The organism is Arenimonas sp. (genome assembly GCF_036275555.1).
GTDB lineage: Bacteria > Pseudomonadota > Gammaproteobacteria > Xanthomonadales > Xanthomonadaceae > Arenimonas.
The window spans coordinates 20,336-36,547 of record NZ_DASUDO010000026.1 but is presented as its reverse complement, the minus strand read 5'-3'; the positions used below and the strand labels follow the sequence as shown (position 1 = coordinate 36,547).

Genomic DNA, 16,212 nt, shown 5'->3' with positions numbered 1-16,212 from the left:
AGGACTTCGTGTTCACCGGCCACGCCGAGTACATCGGCAGCCGGCGCAACGAGTTCGGCGGCAAGGTGGCGCACTGGGTGCTCGCCCAGCCGCAGCTGCGCTGGGACGCCGGCAAGGCGCTGTGGGGCCGCGGCGGGCAGTTCCTGCTCGGCATCGAGTACCAGTTCTGGCAGAACAAGCTCGGCGACCCCGGCACCGACGAGCGCGCCGCCCAGCTGCTGCTGGTCGTTGGCCACTGAGCCCCCGCACCCCACGAAGCCGAGCAAGCGCGGCTCTACCAGCGCGAACGCCGACGCCCCGCAGGGGGCCGGTAAAGCGGAGCTTGCTCCGCTGCACGGGCCTTGCGATAGACAATAACTATCGTAATGCTTGCGTCAATCAATTTGACGCAACGCAGCAAATCCGTAGGCTATGCGCATCGGTTTTCCCCATCCTGCCCCAACTAGGAGTTCCACCGATGTCCTACGTCACCATGACCCTGGTCAACACCACCGTGCAGCCGTTCAAGGCCCAGGCCTTCCACAACGGCAAGTTCGTCGAGGTCACCGAGCAGTCGCTGAAGGGCAAGTGGTCGGTACTGGTGTTCATGCCGGCCGCCTTCACCTTCAACTGCCCGACCGAGGTCGAGGACGCGGCCGCGAACTACGGCGAGTTCCAGGCCTCCGGCGCCGAGGTCTACATCGTCACCACCGACACCCACTTCTCGCACAAGGTCTGGCACGAGACCTCGCCGGCCGTGGGCAAGGCGAAGTTCCCGCTGGTCGGCGACCCGACCCACCAGCTGACCCGCGCCTTCGACGTGCACATCGAGGAAGAGGGCCTGGCCCTGCGCGGCACCTTCATCATCAATCCGGAAGGCGTGATCAAGACCGCCGAGGTCCACGACAACGCCATCGCCCGCGACGTCACCGAGACCCTGCGCAAGCTCAAGGCCGCGCAGTTCGTCGCCGCCAACCCCGGCCAGGTCTGCCCGGCCAAGTGGAAGGAAGGCCAGAAGACCCTCGCCCCGTCGCTGGACCTGGTCGGCAAGATCTGACCCCCGCAGCAAGGACGGGGTCAGGTCCGGTACCTGGCCCCGTTTTTTTTCGCCCCCCATTCCCCGGAGCCACGCCATGCTCGACGCCACCCTGAAGACGCAGCTTTCGGCCTACCTCGAGAAGCTGCAGCTGCCCATCGAACTGCGCGCCTCGCTAGACGACGGCGACGCGTCGCGGGAGCTGCAGGCGCTGCTCGTGGAGATCGCCTCCCTTTCCGACAAGATCACCTTCGCGCGCACCGACGACGATGCGCGCCGGCCCTCGTTCGAGATCCTGCGCAGCGGCACCGACACCTCGGTGCGTTTCGCCGGCATCCCGATGGGCCATGAATTCACTTCGCTCGCGCTCGCGCTGCTGCAGGTCGGCGGCCATCCCTCGCGCGAATCCCAGGAGCTGCTGGCGCAGATCGCCGCGCTCGAGGGCGAGCACCGCTTCGAATGCTATTTCTCGCAGTCCTGCCAGAACTGCCCCGACGTGGTGCAGGCACTCAACCTGATGGCGGTGCTGAACCCGGGCATCACCCACGTGGCGATCGATGGCGCGCTGTTCCAGGCCGAGGTCGAGGCGCGCCAGGTAATGGCCGTGCCCACGGTCTACCTCAACGGCGAGGTGTTCGGCGCCGGGCGCATGAGCCTGGCCGAGATCGTCGGCAGGCTCGACACCGGTGCCGCCGCCCGCGAGGCGCGCGCGCTCGACGGAAAGGCGCCCTTCGACGTGCTGGTGGTCGGCGGCGGCCCCGCCGGCGCCGCGGCGGCGATCTACGCCGCGCGCAAGGGCATCCGCACCGGCGTCGCGGCCGAGCGCTTCGGCGGCCAGGTGCTGGACACGATGGGCATCGAGAACCTGATCTCGGTGGCCGAAACCGAAGGGCCGAAGCTCGCCGCCGCGCTGGAGCAGAACGTGCGCGCCAACGACGTGGACGTGATGAACGGCCAGCGCGCGGCGAAGCTGCTGCCCGCGGGTGACGACGGCCTCATCCAGGTCGAGCTGGCCAGCGGCGCCGTGCTCAAGTCGCGCACCGTCGTGCTCGGCACCGGCGCCCGCTGGCGCCAGATGGGCGTGCCGGGCGAGGAGCAGTACCGCAACAAGGGCGTGGCCTACTGCCCGCACTGCGATGGCCCGCTGTTCAAGGGCAAGCGCGTGGCGGTGATCGGCGGCGGCAACTCCGGCGTCGAGGCCGCGATCGACCTGGCCGGCATCGTCGCCCACGTCACCCTGGTCGAGTTTGACTCCAGGCTGCGCGCCGACGAGGTGCTGCAGCGCAAGCTGCGCAGCCTGGCCAACGTCACCGTGCTGGTGAACGCGCAGACCACCGAAGTGCTGGGCGACGGCGGCAAGGTCAGCGGCCTGGCCTGGCGCGACCGCCTGCTGGGCAGCGAGCACCGGCTCGAGCTCGAGGGCATCTTCGTGCAGATCGGCCTGCTGCCGAACACCGAATGGCTCATGGGCACGGTCGAGCTCAGTGCCCGCGGCGAGATCGTCATCGACGAGCGCGGCCAGACGTCGGTGCCTGGCGTCTTCGCCGCCGGCGATGCCACCACGGTGCCGTACAAGCAGATCGTGGTCGCGATGGGCGCGGGTTCGACCGCGGCGCTCGGCGCGTTCGACCACCTGATCCGCGCCCCGCTCCGGTCGGTCGGCGGCACGTTGTCGGCCGCGGCCTGAGCCGGGCAATCGCGCCGGCCCGCGCGGCCGGCGCTATGATGGCGCGGTCCCGAGAGGATCGCGCCCATGCCCCCCGCTGAAACACCCACGCCGGCCGAGGTCGAGAAGCTGTTCGCGGCCGTGCCCGAGCGCAACACCGGCGACACCCTGCTGCGCACGATGCAGATGCACCACGTGCAGCTGTCGGCGATGGCCGACACCAAGGCCAACATCATCATCACCATGTCGTCGATCGTGCTGACGCTGGTGCTGGGCCGCCTGAACGACCCGGTGCTGCGCACCGCCTCGCTCACGCTGGCCGCCTTCACCCTGCTGGCGCTGCTGCTGGCCGTGCTGGCGGTGCTGCCCAAGTACCGGCCGCTGAAGCTGGTGGACGACAAGATCCCGCCGCAGTTCAACCTGCTGTTCTTCGGCCACTTCGCCGAGCTGCCGCGCGAGCGCTTCCTGGCCGAGATCGCCGGCGCGCTGAAGTCCGACGGTTCGGTGTACGAGACCATGGCGCGCGACACCTATGCGCTGGGCTGGTACCTGGCGCACCACAAGTACCGCTACCTGCGGCTGTCCTATCTCTTCTTCCTGGCCGGCTTCCTGCTGGCCTGCATGGTCCAGGTCGCCAGCCTGCTGGCGGGTTGAGGTGGCGACGCTTGCCAACGCCCTGCGCGACGCCGCGTCGCGACTGCCCCGCGACGCCGCGCGGCTGGAGGCCGAGCTGCTGCTCGCGCACGCCATGCAGCGCCCGCGCAGCTGGTTCTACGCGCACGCCAGCGACGTGCTCGATGCCGCCGATGCGGAGGCGTTCGAGGCGCTGGTGCGGCGCCGGCTGCACGGCGAGCCGGTGGCGCAGATCACCGGCCAGCGCGGCTTCTGGTCGCTCGAACTCGCCGTCACCGCCGACACCCTGATCCCGCGCCCCGAAACCGAGCGGCTGGTCGAGCTGGCGCTGGACCGGATGCCGCGCGCGGAGCCGCTGCGCGTGCTCGACCTTGGCACCGGCACCGGCGCCATCGCGCTGGCGATCGCCAGCGAGCGGCCGCTGGCCGAGGTCACCGCCACCGACGCCAGCGCCGCCGCGCTCGCGGTGGCCGCCGGCAACGCGCGCGATGCCGGGTTGCCGGTGCGCTTCCTGCCCGGCGACTGGTTCGCCGCCGTCCCGCGCGAACAGTTCGACCTCGTGCTGAGCAATCCGCCCTATCTGGCCGAGGACGATCCGCACCTGCGGCAGGGCGACCTTCGCTTCGAGCCGCGTACCGCGCTGGCCTCGGGCGCCGACGGGCTGGACGCGATCCGCGCGATCAGCGCCGCCGCGCCGGCGCACCTGGCGCCGGGCGGCTGGCTGCTGGTCGAACATGGGTTAGAGCAGGGCGCGGCGGTACGCGCCTTGTTCCGGGCGGCGGGGCTGGAGCAGGTGGCGACCGAGCGCGACCTCGAGCACCGCGACCGCGTCACGCTGGGCCGGAAGCCGCGCGACGCCGGTTGATCAGCCGGCCTGCACCCGCGGGGTGGCCGCGGCGAGGCCGGGCCAGCGCGCCAGCAGCGTGGTGCGGATGCCGTCGGCGTCGAGGCCGGCTTCGGCCAGCAGCTGCTCGCGGCTGGCGTGTTCCTGGTAGCGGTCCGGCAGGCCGAGGTGCAGCACGGGCAGGGTGATGCCTTCGGCGGCCAGCAGTTCGGCCACGCCGCTGCCGGCACCGCCCATGATGGCGTTGTCCTCGAGGGTCACGATCGCGTCGTGGCTGCGCGCCAGCTCGAGCACCAGGCCGCGGTCGAGCGGCTTGACGAAGCGCATGTTGGCGACGGTGAGGCCCAGCTCCTTGCCGACCTTTTCCGCCGGCGCCACCAGCGCACCGAAAGCCAGCAGCGCGATGCGGCTTCCGCGCTGGCGCAGCTCGGCCTTGCCGATCGGCAGTACGTCGAGCGACGGCTGCACGGCCACGCCCGGGCCGGTGCCGCGCGGATAACGCACCGCGGCCGGGCCGGGGTGGCGGTAGCCGGTGCTGAGCATCTGACGGCACTCGTTCTCGTCGGCCGGCGCCATCACCACCATGTTCGGGATGCAGCGCAGGTAGCTCAGGTCGAAGCTGCCGGCATGGGTGGCGCCGTCCGGGCCGACCACGCCGCCGCGGTCGATGGCGAACAGCACGTCGAGCCCCTGCAGCGCCACGTCATGCACCAGCTGGTCGTAGCCGCGCTGCAGGAAGGTGGAGTAGATCGCGACGACGGGCTTGGCGCCTTCGCAGGCCATGCCCGCGGCCAGCGTCACCGCGTGCTGCTCGGCGATGGCGACGTCGAAATAGCGCGCCGGGTATTCCTTGCTGAAGCGCACCAGGCCCGAGCCCTCGCGCATCGCCGGGGTGATGCCCATCAGCTGCGCGTCGGCCGCGGCCATGTCGCACAGCCAGTCGCCGAACACCTGGGTGTAGGTGGGCTTGGCGGGCGCGGCCTTCTTGACGATGCCGACGCTGGGGTCGAAGGGACCGACCGCGTGGTATTCGATCTGGTCGCCCTCGGCGAGCTCGTAGCCCTTGCCCTTGGTGGTGATCACGTGGATCAGCTGCGGGCCCTTGAGGCCCTTGAGCGTCTTGAGCGCGGCCAGCATCGCCGGGATGTCGTGGCCGTCGATCGGGCCGGTGTAGTGGAAGCCCATTTCCTCGAACAGCGTGGACGGCACGAACATGCCCTTCCAGTGCTCCTCCCAGCGGCGCATGAAGCGCGCGGCCGGGCGGCGCTTGTCGCCGAGCAGCTTCTTGCCGCCCTCGCGGATCGCATTGAGCGTGCGGCTGCCCGAGAGCCGGCCGAGCATGCGGGTCAGGCCGCCCACGTTCTCGGAGATCGACATGCGGTTGTCGTTTAGCACCACCAGCAGGTTCGGCTCGGGATCCATGCCGCCGCCGTGGTTGAGCGCCTCGAAGGCCATGCCGGCGGTCATCGCGCCGTCGCCGATCACGGCCACCACCTTGCGCTCGTCGCCGCGCGCCTGCAGCGCGATCGCCATGCCCAGCGCGGCCGAGATCGAGGTGGAGCTGTGGCCGACGCCGAAGGTGTCGTACTCGCTCTCCTCGCGGCGCGGGAACGGCGCCACGCCGTCCTTCTGCTTCACGGTGTGGATGCTGTCGCGGCGGCCGGTCAGGATCTTGTGGGGATAGCACTGGTGGCCGACGTCCCACACCAGGCGGTCGACCGGGGTGTCGTAGAGGTAGTGCAGGGCGACGGTCAGCTCGATCACGCCCAAGCCGGCGCCGAAATGGCCGCCCGACTGGGACACGGTCTCGATCAGGTAGGCGCGCAGTTCGTCGGCGATCGCGGGCAGTTCGGCTTCGGGGAACTGGCGCAGGTCGGCCGGGTGCGTGATCTTCGAGAGGCGCGGGTAGCGCTGGGAGTCCATCAGGGCTCGGGCGTGGGAGACAGGTGCAAATTGTCCGGCACCCGCCCCGGGGGAGCAAGGCGAAGGCGCGGCCCACGTTCAGGCTCGCGGCTCGCGAGGGTATGGAACGCGAGGGCCGGTCGCGCGACCGGCCCCCGGGTCGTCAGCGGCGGAAGCGGCCCAGCAGGCCGCCCTTGGCGGCGTCGGTGGCCGGCGGCGGACCGCTTTCGGGCTCGGCCACGCCGGTGGCGAGGCAGGCGTTGACGTAGTCGATCACCTCGGCCAGCGTCACGCCGCTCTGCTCGGCGATGTCGGTGAGCAGGGCCGGGCCCTTCATCATCACGGTGGCGATGCGGAAGTGCTTGGGGAACTCGCGCTCGGTCTGCGGCCAGCGCAGCAGCTTGTACTTCTCGTTCGGGCCGAAGCCCGGGGCGAGCGCGCCGTTGCCGCCGCTGAGCGCACACAGCCAGGCCAGGCGCGACCAGGGCTGGCTGCCGCCGAGGCTGGCGGCCAGCGCGGGCAGTTCGGCCGCGGGCACCGGGACCAGGTTCGCCTCGCGGATCACGGCGGCGCAGTAGGGCAGCAGCGGCTTGAGGGCCGAGCCCGAGAAGTAGGTCTGGGTGCCCGGGTCGAGCACGAGGTCGGGCGCCCCCGCCAGCTGCAAGCGCACCGGGCCGGACAGGGCGCCGGGCCGCAGGTAATCGGCCAGGCGCGGATCGGCCGGCGGCGGCACGAAGGCCGGTTGCTCGGAGGTAACCCGGGCGGCGGGCGGCGCGGGCTCGGCGGCCGCGGGCTTCGGGGCGGCCGGTGCCGGCGCGGGTGCCGGCGTAGCGGCCGGGGCCGGGGCGGCGGGAGCCGGCGCCGGCGCGGGGGCCGTCGGCGCGGGCTCGGCGCGCGGCGCCGACACCGGGGCCGGGGTGCCGGCCTCGATCTGCTTGAACAGCGCGGCAATCGCCTCGGCGGTGACCGGGCGCTGCAGCACGTAGTCGGTATCGGCGCGGCCGCCGGCGGTCAGCGCCACCAGCACCTTGCCGCTGCCGATGGCCTTCATCAGGCTCATCTGGCCGTACATGGAGTCCATGTCGATCACGAGGACGCCGGCTTCGGTCTCCGGCGTGAGCAACCAGTGGTTGCCGGTGCTGGCGTTGGCTTGCTTGAAACGGGCGGTGACTTCGGCCTCTTCCGCTTTGGACAGGCCGGCGAAGCAAATGCTGTGAGTGGTCATTACTGGTCTTCCCCCTGATCACGCCCGACGTCGCGGCGTGAAGGCCGGCAGTGTCTGTTGCCGGCCCGGGCCGCGTCAAATGCTCAGCTGAGCCTGGGCGGGCGCTTGGGCAGGTGGTGCTTCAGGAAGGCCATCTGGTCGGCCAGGATGTGGCGGTTCGAGAGGATCAGGTGCTCGACCCAGCTCGGGCGGTAGGGCACGGCCAGCAGCGGCATGCCGGCCTGCTGCGGAGTGCGGCCGCCCTTGCGGGAGTTGCAGTGGAAGCAGGCGCAGACCACGTTTTCCCAGGTGTCGCGGCCGCCGCGGGAGACCGGGACGACGTGGTCGCGGGTCAAGGAGTGGCGGCCGAACTCACGGCCGCAGTACAGGCAAAGGTTGGCATCGCGCGCGAACAGCGCCGTGTTGGTGAGCGCCGGCGACGGCGACAGGCCGGTACTGCGGGCGTGGCTGCGCCCCGCGACGATCGGATGCAGCTCGATGATGCTCTGTTGCCCGCTGAGCCGGTTGGTGCCGCCGTGCACGGTGAGGCAGGGCTCGCCGAGCGTCCAGGCCACCGCGCCGCGCACGTACAGGCAAACCGCGTCCTGCCAGTGCATCCAGTCGAGGATGCGGCCGTGGGCATCGAGGGAGAGGACGCGGGGCAGTCGGCTTTCACGGGCGGAAGCGGGCCCGGCCGGGGGGAGTGCAGTCCCGGAACCCACCAGACTCAGATGCGTTGGCCCTGTGCCCATGACAACCCGAGCATACGCCATGCCCATGACAGTTCAAGGGGTGCGCGCGGGCTAGAATCAGCGCGGACTCCAGCCAACGAGGCGACCGAATGCGCGGCCTGTACCCCGAGATCGAACCCTACGACAGCGGCACCCTCGCGGTGGACGGCCGGCACCGGATCTTCTACGAACAGTGCGGCAACCCCGCCGGCAAGCCGGTCGTGCTGCTGCACGGCGGCCCCGGCGCGGGCTGCGGCGCCAAGATGCGTCGATTCCACGACCCGTCGCGTTACCGGATTATCCTGTTCGACCAGCGCGGCAGCGGCCGCTCGACCCCGCACGCCGACCTGGTGGACAACACCACCTGGGACCTCGTCGCCGACATCGAGAAGCTGCGCCGGCACCTGGGCGTCGAGCGCTGGCAGGTGTTCGGCGGCAGCTGGGGCTCGACCCTGGCGCTCGCCTACGCCGAGGCGCACCCGGGCCAGGTGACCGAACTGGTGCTGCGCGGCATCTTCATGCTGCGGCGCTGGGAGCTGGAGTGGTTCTACCAGGAAGGCGCGTCGCGCCTGTTCCCCGACGCCTGGGACAAGTACCTGGCGCCGATCCCGGTGGTCGAGCGGCACGACCTGATGAGCGCCTACCACCGCCGCCTGACCTCGGACGACGAAGCCACGCGCCTGGCCGCGGCGCGGGCGTGGTCGGTGTGGGAGGCGAGCACGAGCTTCCTGCGCCAGGACGAGGCCTTCATCAACAGCCACGAGGACGCGCACTTCGCGCTCAGCTTCGCGCGCATCGAGTGCCACTACTTCGTCAACGGCGGCTTCTTCGACGCCGACGACCAGCTGCTGCGCGATGCGCACCGCCTCAAGGGCATCCCGGGCGTTATCGCGCACGGCCGCTACGACGTGGTCTGCCCGGTGCAGAACGCCTGGGACCTGAAGAAAGCCTGGCCCGAAGCGAAGCTGGAGATCGCCCCGAACTCGGGCCACTCCGCCTTCGAGGAAGAACTCACCGACATCCTGGTCCGCGCCACCGACGCCTTCCGCTGACACTTCCCGCTCCCTGTGGGAGGGACTTCAGTCCCGAAGCTTTTTGACGAAGGGCTTCGGGACTGAAGTCCCTCCCACAGGGAGCGGGATCAGGCCGGGCTGCCGTCGGGGTTCTTGTCGAGCAGCCAGAGGCCGGCCCAGAGCTTCGGGTCCATCGAATAGCCCTCGGCCATCTTGGCGGTGAGCCAGCGCGGGGCGTCGGCGACCGGCACTTCGTGCACGGTGATGTTCTCGGAGGCGTCGCCGCCGCCGGCGTGGATGCGGGTGAGGCCGCGGGCGCGCACGAAGGCGATCATCTCGTTGCTCATGCCCGAGCTGGTAGGGCCGACCATCAGCACCTTCACTTCGTCGGCCTGCCAGCCGGTTTCCTCGAGCAGCTCGCGGCGCGCGGCGGCCTCCATGGTGTCGTGCGCGTCGAGGTCGCCGACCAGGCCGGCGGGCATCTCGATCGTTGGCGCGCCCATCGGGATGCGGAACTGTTCGACGAACAGCAGCTTGTCTTCCGGCGTCACCGCGATGACGATCACCGCGCTGCCGGCGTTGGTGCGCTCGGCGTATTCCCAGTGGCCCTTGCGCACCAGCCGCAGGTACTGGCCTTCGCACATCGTGGTCGCGGGTTCGGTCATCGGGTCCTCGGTGGGGTCAGGCCGACATCAGCCGGCGGCGGGTCATGGGGCCGAAGCGCAGGTCCTCGGCCAGCGCTTCGAGCGCGGCGGCCTCGGGCGCATTCCGCTCCGCGGCGCCGAAGCCGGCCGGCAGCGGCGCGTTGACGTCGATGGTCGCCAGGCGGCGTGACAGCAGCGCGATGTCGCGGTGCTCGGCGAGGCGCGCGGCGTGCTGGGCGCTGCCGCGCATGCGCAGGTAGGGCACTTCCGCCAGCCGCTGGTAGAGCTCGTCGAGGCTGCCGAAGTGGCCGAGCAGGATCGCGGCGGTCTTGGGCCCGATGCCCGGCACGCCGGGGATGTTGTCGATGGCGTCGCCGGTCAGGCCCAGGAAATCGGCCACCTGGTGCGCGTGCACGCCCATCCTTGCCTTGACGCCGTCGGCGCGCCAGCGCACGTCCTTGGCGTAGTCCCACTGCTCGTCGTCGCCGTCGAGCAGTTGCGAGAGGTCTTTGTCGGCCGAGATGATCAGTCCGGCGTGGCCAGCGCGGCGGACGTGGCCGAGCGCCGCACCGATCAGGTCGTCGGCCTCGAAGCGCCTGTCGGCCAGCACCGGCAGGCCGAGCGCGCGGCACAGGCGCTGGCAGTAGGCGAACTGGCGCTTGAGCTCGTCGGGCGCCGCGTCGCGGTTGGCCTTGTAGGCCGGGTAGATCTCGTTGCGAAAATTCGAGTCCAGCGATTCGTCGAAGGCGATGGCGATCCGCGCCGGCTTCTGCCGCTCCAGCAGCTCGAGCAGGAAGCGCGCGAAGCCGTGCACCGCGTTGACCGGCCAGCCCTCGCGGTCCTCGAATTCCGGCGGCATCGAATGCCAGGCCCGGAACACGTAGAGGCTGGCGTCGACCAGGTGGACCGGGCCGCTCATGGCGTCCAGTCGCCCAGCAGGGCGGCGGCATCGGGGCGCTGGCGTTCGGGCGCTTCCTCGGACGGCGTGCCGACGTGGATGAAGCCGAGCACGGTCTCGTCCGGCCCCAGGCCCAGCCGCGCCGTGACCACCGGGTCGTAGGCGGCCCAGCCGGTCAGCCACTGTGCGCCGAAACCCAGCGCCTGCGCGGCCTGCAGCAGGGCGAAGCAGACCGCGCCGCCCGACAGCAGCTGCTCCTGCACGGGCACCTTGTGGCCCGGCGTCAGGCGGCCGACCACGGCCAGCACCACCGGCGCGTGCGAGAACCGCTGGCGGTCCTTCTCGACCGCCGCTGCAGGCGCCTGCGGGTCGCGCTCCAGGGCACGGGCGGCCAGAAGCTCGCCCAGCGTGTCCCGGGCCAGGCCCTGGATGCGAAGGAAGCGCCACGGCGCCAGCTTGCCGTGGTCCGGGACCCGGACGGCCTCGGTTAGCATGGCCAGGACCTGGTCGTGGCTGGGGCCGGGCTCGCCAAGCAGTCGGGAGGGCACGGAGCGGCGCCGGCGCAGGAATTCGAACGGGTTCATGAAGGCGAGGTTACCATTCACCCCACGCAGACCGCCGTCCGTGGGTTTTGCGAACCGGTTCACAGAAGGAACGTGCGACCCTCGCCACACTGGCACCCGTAGCGCGTAGTCCCCCCGGACGTGCAGAGGCCCATGAGCAACAACACCTTCCAGCAAGCTTCGCCGCCCCAGCCCGTCAACACCCGGGACCTCGTCCAGGCGATGCGGCGGCGCAGCACCGAACACCTCCAGACCGTCCTGGCGCGCGTGTTCGCGCGCGCGGACGACTGGTTGTTCGACCTCGCGAAGAAGGACGGCGTACCCGACGGCTCGCCCTACCTGCACGCCATGCGCGCGCTGCGCACCTCGCGCGCGCCGATCGAGCGCGGCTTCCGCGACCACCTCGACCGCGGCTTCGAGGGCCTGGGGCGCCAGCTCCGGGAGCCCGGCCAGCCCGAGGGCACGCCCGAACTCACCCTGCTCGAGGAAAGCGAACTCGAGCAGCACCTCGCGACCAACCTGATCGCCGAGGCCATCACCCGCATCCACGGCAACCAGCTCGACGAGCTGGCCGCCCGGCTGGCCCGCATGCTTGGCCTGGCCACGCTCGACCCCGAGCACAGCCCGCTCAGCGCGCACGGCCTGGCCGGCGCCATCCGCAAGGCCCAGGACGGCGTCGAAGTGCCGCCGGATGTGCGCATGGTGCTGTTCAAGTACTACGAGCGCGAGCTGATCCACGACCTGCGCGAGCTGCTGACCGACCTCAACGCCCGCCTCGCCGCCGCCGGCTTCAACCCGGCCGGCGTGCAGAAGCCGGCGCCGCGCCCGGCCCCCGCGCCGCCGCCGCCCTCGGCCGACGGCTATGCCGGCGCGGTGTCCGATTACGGCGCCGCAGGGGCGGCGGGCGGTCCGCAGGAAGACCGCGCCGTGTTCGATGCGTTGCTGCAGCTGCTGCACAGCTGGCGGCCGGGCAACCAGCCGGGCGCCGCGCAGGGCCGCGCGAATCCCGACCAGCGCCCGCTGGCGGCGCCGGAAATGATGTCGGTGCTGTCCCTGCTGCAGTCCAGCGTGCCGAACTCGGTCACCGAGGCGATCAACCGCCCGGAGGCCTCGTTGGCCGTGCTGCTCAAGAACGAACTGCTCCAGAGCGCCGGCCGCATCGGCCTGCCGCCGGACAAGGTGAGCATGAGCCAGGACGACGAGGACGCGGTCGACCTGGTCGGCATGCTCTTCGACGTGATGTTCGACGAGCGCGACTTCGAGCAGGCCTCGCGCACGCTGATCTCGCGACTGGTGGTGCCGTTCGTGAAGGCCGCGGTGATGGACCGTCGCCTGTTCCTGTACAAGACCCACCCAGCGCGCCGCCTGCTCAACTCGCTGGCCGAGGCCTGCGAAGGCAACCGCGGCGAAGGCCCGCAGGAGCGCGAGCTGCTGCAGAAGGCCGAAAGCACGGTCGATCGCCTGATCGCCGAATTCAACGAAGACATCGCCATCTTCGAGACCCTCGAGCAGGAGCTGCGCTCCTTCCTCGACCAGCACCGCCGCCGCGTCGAGCTGGCCGAGCGCCGTGCCGCCGAGGCCCAGCGCGGCCAGGAGCGCCTGGAGCAGGCCCGCGAGCTGGCCGCCAAGGAGCTCGAGCAGCGCGTGCGGGGCCTCAAGCCCACGCCGGCGATGGAAGATTTCCTGGGCCGCTGCTGGACCCACCACCTGTCCATGATCGCGCTGCGCGAAGGCGCCGAGAGCGGCTCCTGGCAGACCGCGCTCACCGTCGCCGACCGCCTGCTGGCGCTGCTGCCGCGCGAAGGCGTGCCGGCCGCACCGGTCGGTCCGGCCGTGCAGGCCCTGCGCGAACAGATCGAGACCGTGCTCGCCAGCTCCGGCATCACCGGCGAGGCCGCGCAGGACCAGATCAACGCCCTGGCCACCAGCCTCGATCTCCTGGCCAAGGGCCAGACGCCGCCGCCGGTGGCGCCGCCCGTCGAAAACGTCATCCCCCTGCCCGAGCGCCGCAGCCCGGCCACCGTGGCCGCCGCCGCGGCCCTGGCCGACCTCAAGCCCAAGCTCGAGGTCGTGGGCGGGCGCGACGATCTCGAGGTCAGCGAATCCGACGTCGAGCAGATGCGCCAGCTCAAGGTCGGCACCTGGATCCACATCGCCGGCGAGGATGGCAAGCACCATCCGGTCAAGCTGTCCTGGATCAGCCCGATCTCGGCCCGCCTGATGTTCGTCAACCGTCGCGGCGTCCGCGTGCTGGTGGCCTCGGTGGAGGAGCTGGCCGCGATGAAGCAGGAAGGCAACCTGCTGGTGCGCGAGCAGGAAAACGTCTTCGACCAGGTCCTGCACCGGGTCATGGGCAAGCTCAAGACCGAAGCCAACTGAGGCGGCGGCCGCGAGGCCGACCGCCCCCGGCTGCCAGGCCCTTCGTCCGACCCTGCCGCGTCCCGGCGGCTTCCGGTAGCATCGACCCCATTCGCTCCGGGGAGTCGCATGCATGGCGGTCAGCATCGTATTGGTCCGTGAATCCGCCAGCGGCGAGCGCCGCGTCGCGATGTCGCCCGAGACCGCGAAGAAGTTCAGCGCACTCGGCGCACGCCTGCTGCTGCAGCGCGGGGCTGGCCTGCCGGCGCACTTCACCGACGCGGCCTACGCCGGGGCCGAGTTCACCGACGACGCGGACGCGGCGCTGGCCGAGGCCGACGTGCTGGTCTGCGTGCAGCCGCCCGACAACGCGCGGCTGGCGCGCATGAAGCCCGGCGCGGTCGTGGTCGGCCTGCTGGCGCCGCACGCCGACCCGGCCCGCGTGGACACGCTGGTGTCTTCGCGGCTCACCGGGTTCTCGCTGGAACGGCTGCCGCGCACCACGCGTGCGCAGGCCATGGACGTGCTGAGTTCGCAGGCCGGCATGGCCGGCTACAAGGCCGTGCTGATCGCCGCCCAGCTGGCCCCGCGCTACTTCCCGATGCTGACCACCGCCGCCGGCACCATCCGCCCCTCGAAGGTGCTGATCGTCGGCGCCGGCGTCGCCGGCCTGCAGGCCATCGCCACCGCGCGCCGGCTCGGCGCCCAGGTCGAAGGCTTCGACGTGCGCCCGGAAACGCGCGAGCAGATCGAATCCCTCGGCGGCAAGTTCCTCGACCTCGGCGTCAGCGCGGCGGGCGAGGGCGGCTACGCGCGCGAACTCACCGCCGACGAGCGCGCCGAACAGCAGCGCCGCCTCGCGGAGCACCTCAAGTCGGTGGACGTGATCGTCACCACCGCCGCGGTGCCGGGCCGACCCGCGCCGAAGATCATCACGGCGGCGATGGTGGCGGGCATGAAGCCCGGCAGCGTCATCGTCGACCTCGCCGCCGAAACCGGCGGCAACTGCGAGCTGACCCGCCCGGGCGAAACCATCGAGTCCGGCGGCGTCACCATCGCCGGCCCGCTGAACCTGCCCAGCCAGGGCAGCCTGCACGCCAGCGAGATGTACGCCCGCAACGTCTACAACTTCCTGGCGCTGTCGCTCAAGGACGGCCAGCTCACGCTCGACTGGAACGACGAACTCATCGCCAAGACCTGCCTCGCCCACGCGGGCGAGCGGCGCGCCTGACGTCAGTCGGCGTCGGCAGGCGGCGGGGAAATCGCGGGGCCGCCGGTTTGCAGCCAGGCGCGGCGTTGTTCGGGGCTCATGTCGTGCCAGCGCTTGCGCAGGGAGCGCTGCTCTTCAGCAGGCAGGGTGCGCAGGGCCTGCAGGCTGGCGCGCATCTTGTCGCGCAGTTCCGGCGGCAGGTCGCGGAAATTGCGGGCGCCGGCGCGCAGCTTCTCGCGCTGCTCGGGCGTCATCGCGTCCCAGCGCGCCTTGCGCTCCACCCACTCGAGCGCGCGCACGCGGCGCGAGGCGGGCAGCTGGTCCCAGTGGTCGCGCAGGCGGGCAAGCGTTTCCTGCTGCGCAGGGCTGAGTTCATTCCAGTCCGGCACGACCACGCCGGCGGGCACCGGCGTCGGGCCGTGGTCGTGGTGGCGGTCGCCACGCCCGTCGTGTGCGGCGACCTGGCTGGCCAGCAGAAGTCCCAGCGCCAGTGCGGGCAGGGCGCGCATCACGGGCGCGGACCCGCGGCGGTGGCGACCGGCGCGTCGGCCAGCCAGATGTAAAGCTCGGGGTCTTCCTCGGCCAACAGGATGTCGAACTCCGCGGCGGGCACGGCGGCCACGGACAGGTCCGGTTCCTCTGGCGCGAGCGTGCCGGACGAGGGCAGCCACCAGGCCACGCCCAGCGCCAGCACCGCCGCGGCGAAGGCGCCCGCGGGCACCAACGCCGGCAAGCGGCGCCGGCGCGGCTGCTGCGCTTCGTGGCGGGCGCGGCGCAGGCGGAAGGCGGCGCCCTGGTCCAGGCGCTCGCTGGCGCGATCGAACAGGTCGCGGGCGGCGTCGTGGATGGGGTCGGGGTGGCGCTCGGGGCGGCTCATCGCCAGTCCTCCAGGTGGGTTCGCAGGGCGGCCATCGCCCGCGAAAGATGTGTCTTCACCGAGCCATCGGAACAGCCCATGGCGGCGGCAGTATCCGCCACGTCCAGGCCCTGGAGCTCGCGCAGCAGGTAGGCCTCGCGCTGGCGCCGCGGCAGCTGACGCAGGGCCTTGCCGAGCGCGGCCCAGGCCGCGGCGTCGGCATGCCGGCGCGCGGGATCCTCGCCGGGGTCGGGCAGCATTTCCAGCGGATCGCCTGGCTCGTCCTCGTGCCGGCCCAGCACCGCCATCACCTTGCGGCGCACCGTGTTGCGGCGGTGGCGGTCGGTGACCTGGCTGCGCAGGATCGACCAGAACAGCGGGGTCCATTCCCCGGCCGGCCGGTCGCGGTAGCCCACCAGCTTGACCATCGCGTCCTGCACCGCGTCCAGCGCGTCCTCGCGGTGGCCGAGCGCGAGCTCGGCCATGCGGAAGGCGCGCCGCTCCACCGACGCCAGGAAGGCGTCGAAGTCGGCGGCCGGTGCGGACGGGGCGGCGTCGAAGGGCATCACGGGCGGGCGGGGCGGGCGTCCATGCCGGTTTATAACGCATCGCCCCGGCATCGGTTGACCGCCGCCGACCCACGCGCGCCGGCCCCGCCACGGGCCCCTAGCCGCT

16 protein-coding genes and 1 pseudogene are annotated in these 16,212 nt (G+C 71.6%); 8 read left to right on the top strand and 9 right to left on the bottom strand.

Going from position 1 to position 16,212, the window contains the following annotated elements; translation table 11 throughout:
* From VFV21_RS06915 to prmC, 5 genes and pseudogenes are all read left to right on the top strand, one after another.
* Positions 1-239 (top strand): annotated as a pseudogene (locus tag VFV21_RS06915) (hypothetical protein); the annotation flags it as partial.
* Positions 240-472: 233 nt separating this feature from the next.
* Positions 473-1,036 carry an alkyl hydroperoxide reductase subunit C gene (gene ahpC / locus VFV21_RS06910; RefSeq protein ID WP_329668713.1) on the top strand — a complete coding sequence of 188 codons (564 nt, stop codon included), beginning with the start codon at positions 473-475 and terminating at the stop codon, positions 1,034-1,036.
* Between the two features lie 76 nt (positions 1,037-1,112).
* The gene (gene ahpF / locus VFV21_RS06905) at positions 1,113-2,702 is read left to right on the top strand and encodes an alkyl hydroperoxide reductase subunit F (protein WP_329668710.1); all 1,590 of its coding nucleotides are present in this window, start codon (positions 1,113-1,115) and stop codon (positions 2,700-2,702) included.
* Positions 2,703-2,768: 66 nt separating this feature from the next.
* Entirely contained in the window at positions 2,769-3,335 is a 567-nt protein-coding gene (locus VFV21_RS06900) for a Pycsar system effector family protein (protein ID WP_329668709.1), read from the top strand.
* A gap of 1 nt (position 3,336) precedes the next feature.
* Positions 3,337-4,179: a peptide chain release factor N(5)-glutamine methyltransferase gene (prmC, locus tag VFV21_RS06895; protein ID WP_329668708.1), complete on the top strand. Its 843-nt coding sequence runs from the start codon at positions 3,337-3,339 to the stop codon at positions 4,177-4,179.
* Here prmC and dxs read toward each other — a convergent pair whose 3' ends face one another.
* The 3 genes from dxs to VFV21_RS06880 all read right to left on the bottom strand — a co-directional run bounded on the left by dxs (position 4,180) and on the right by VFV21_RS06880 (position 8,016).
* Positions 4,180-6,084: a 1-deoxy-D-xylulose-5-phosphate synthase gene (dxs, locus tag VFV21_RS06890; RefSeq protein ID WP_329668712.1), complete on the bottom strand. Its 1,905-nt coding sequence runs from the start codon at positions 6,082-6,084 to the stop codon at positions 4,180-4,182.
* A 139-nt stretch (positions 6,085-6,223) separates the two neighbouring features.
* Positions 6,224-7,285, bottom strand: coding sequence for a hypothetical protein (locus VFV21_RS06885; protein WP_329668707.1), 1,062 nt, complete (start codon positions 7,283-7,285; stop codon positions 6,224-6,226).
* Between the two features lie 83 nt (positions 7,286-7,368).
* Positions 7,369-8,016, bottom strand: a complete 648-nt coding sequence (locus VFV21_RS06880; protein ID WP_329668706.1) for an HNH endonuclease — start codon at positions 8,014-8,016, stop codon at positions 7,369-7,371.
* A gap of 89 nt (positions 8,017-8,105) precedes the next feature.
* On the opposite strand from VFV21_RS06880, the gene pip reads away from it, so the two are divergent.
* Positions 8,106-9,047, top strand: a complete 942-nt coding sequence (gene pip, locus VFV21_RS06875; protein ID WP_329668705.1) for a prolyl aminopeptidase — start codon at positions 8,106-8,108, stop codon at positions 9,045-9,047.
* 89 nt (positions 9,048-9,136) lie between these two features.
* Here pip and VFV21_RS06870 read toward each other — a convergent pair whose 3' ends face one another.
* From VFV21_RS06870 to VFV21_RS06860, 3 genes are read right to left on the bottom strand one after another with little or no spacing between them, the layout of a single operon-like run.
* Positions 9,137-9,673 (bottom strand): NUDIX hydrolase, encoded by a 537-nt coding sequence (locus VFV21_RS06870; RefSeq protein ID WP_329668704.1) that lies wholly within the window; start codon positions 9,671-9,673, stop codon positions 9,137-9,139.
* A gap of 16 nt (positions 9,674-9,689) precedes the next feature.
* Positions 9,690-10,571: a 5'-3' exonuclease gene (locus VFV21_RS06865; RefSeq protein WP_329668703.1), complete on the bottom strand. Its 882-nt coding sequence runs from the start codon at positions 10,569-10,571 to the stop codon at positions 9,690-9,692.
* The gene (locus tag VFV21_RS06860; protein ID WP_329668702.1) at positions 10,568-11,134 is read right to left on the bottom strand and encodes a nitroreductase; all 567 of its coding nucleotides are present in this window, start codon (positions 11,132-11,134) and stop codon (positions 10,568-10,570) included. The genes VFV21_RS06865 and VFV21_RS06860 overlap by 4 nt, the downstream gene beginning before the upstream one ends.
* A gap of 132 nt (positions 11,135-11,266) precedes the next feature.
* Between VFV21_RS06860 and VFV21_RS06855 the strand changes: the two genes are divergently transcribed.
* Entirely contained in the window at positions 11,267-13,492 is a 2,226-nt protein-coding gene (locus tag VFV21_RS06855; RefSeq protein WP_329668701.1) for a DUF1631 family protein, read from the top strand.
* 112 nt (positions 13,493-13,604) lie between these two features.
* The gene (locus tag VFV21_RS06850) at positions 13,605-14,702 is read left to right on the top strand and encodes an NAD(P) transhydrogenase subunit alpha (protein ID WP_329668700.1); all 1,098 of its coding nucleotides are present in this window, start codon (positions 13,605-13,607) and stop codon (positions 14,700-14,702) included.
* Positions 14,703-14,704: 2 nt separating this feature from the next.
* On the opposite strand, the gene VFV21_RS06845 is transcribed toward VFV21_RS06850, so the two are convergent.
* Genes VFV21_RS06845 through VFV21_RS06835 form a run of 3 tightly spaced genes read right to left on the bottom strand, consistent with a single transcriptional unit; the run spans position 14,705 to position 16,103 of the window.
* The gene (locus VFV21_RS06845; RefSeq protein WP_329668699.1) at positions 14,705-15,190 is read right to left on the bottom strand and encodes a DUF3106 domain-containing protein; all 486 of its coding nucleotides are present in this window, start codon (positions 15,188-15,190) and stop codon (positions 14,705-14,707) included.
* Complete coding sequence (locus VFV21_RS06840) at positions 15,190-15,558, bottom strand: hypothetical protein (protein WP_329668698.1); 369 nt, start codon at positions 15,556-15,558, stop codon at positions 15,190-15,192. The genes VFV21_RS06845 and VFV21_RS06840 overlap by 1 nt, the downstream gene beginning before the upstream one ends.
* Positions 15,555-16,103: an RNA polymerase sigma factor gene (locus tag VFV21_RS06835; protein WP_329668697.1), complete on the bottom strand. Its 549-nt coding sequence runs from the start codon at positions 16,101-16,103 to the stop codon at positions 15,555-15,557. The genes VFV21_RS06840 and VFV21_RS06835 overlap by 4 nt, the downstream gene beginning before the upstream one ends.
* Between the last annotated feature and the right edge of the window lie 109 nt (positions 16,104-16,212).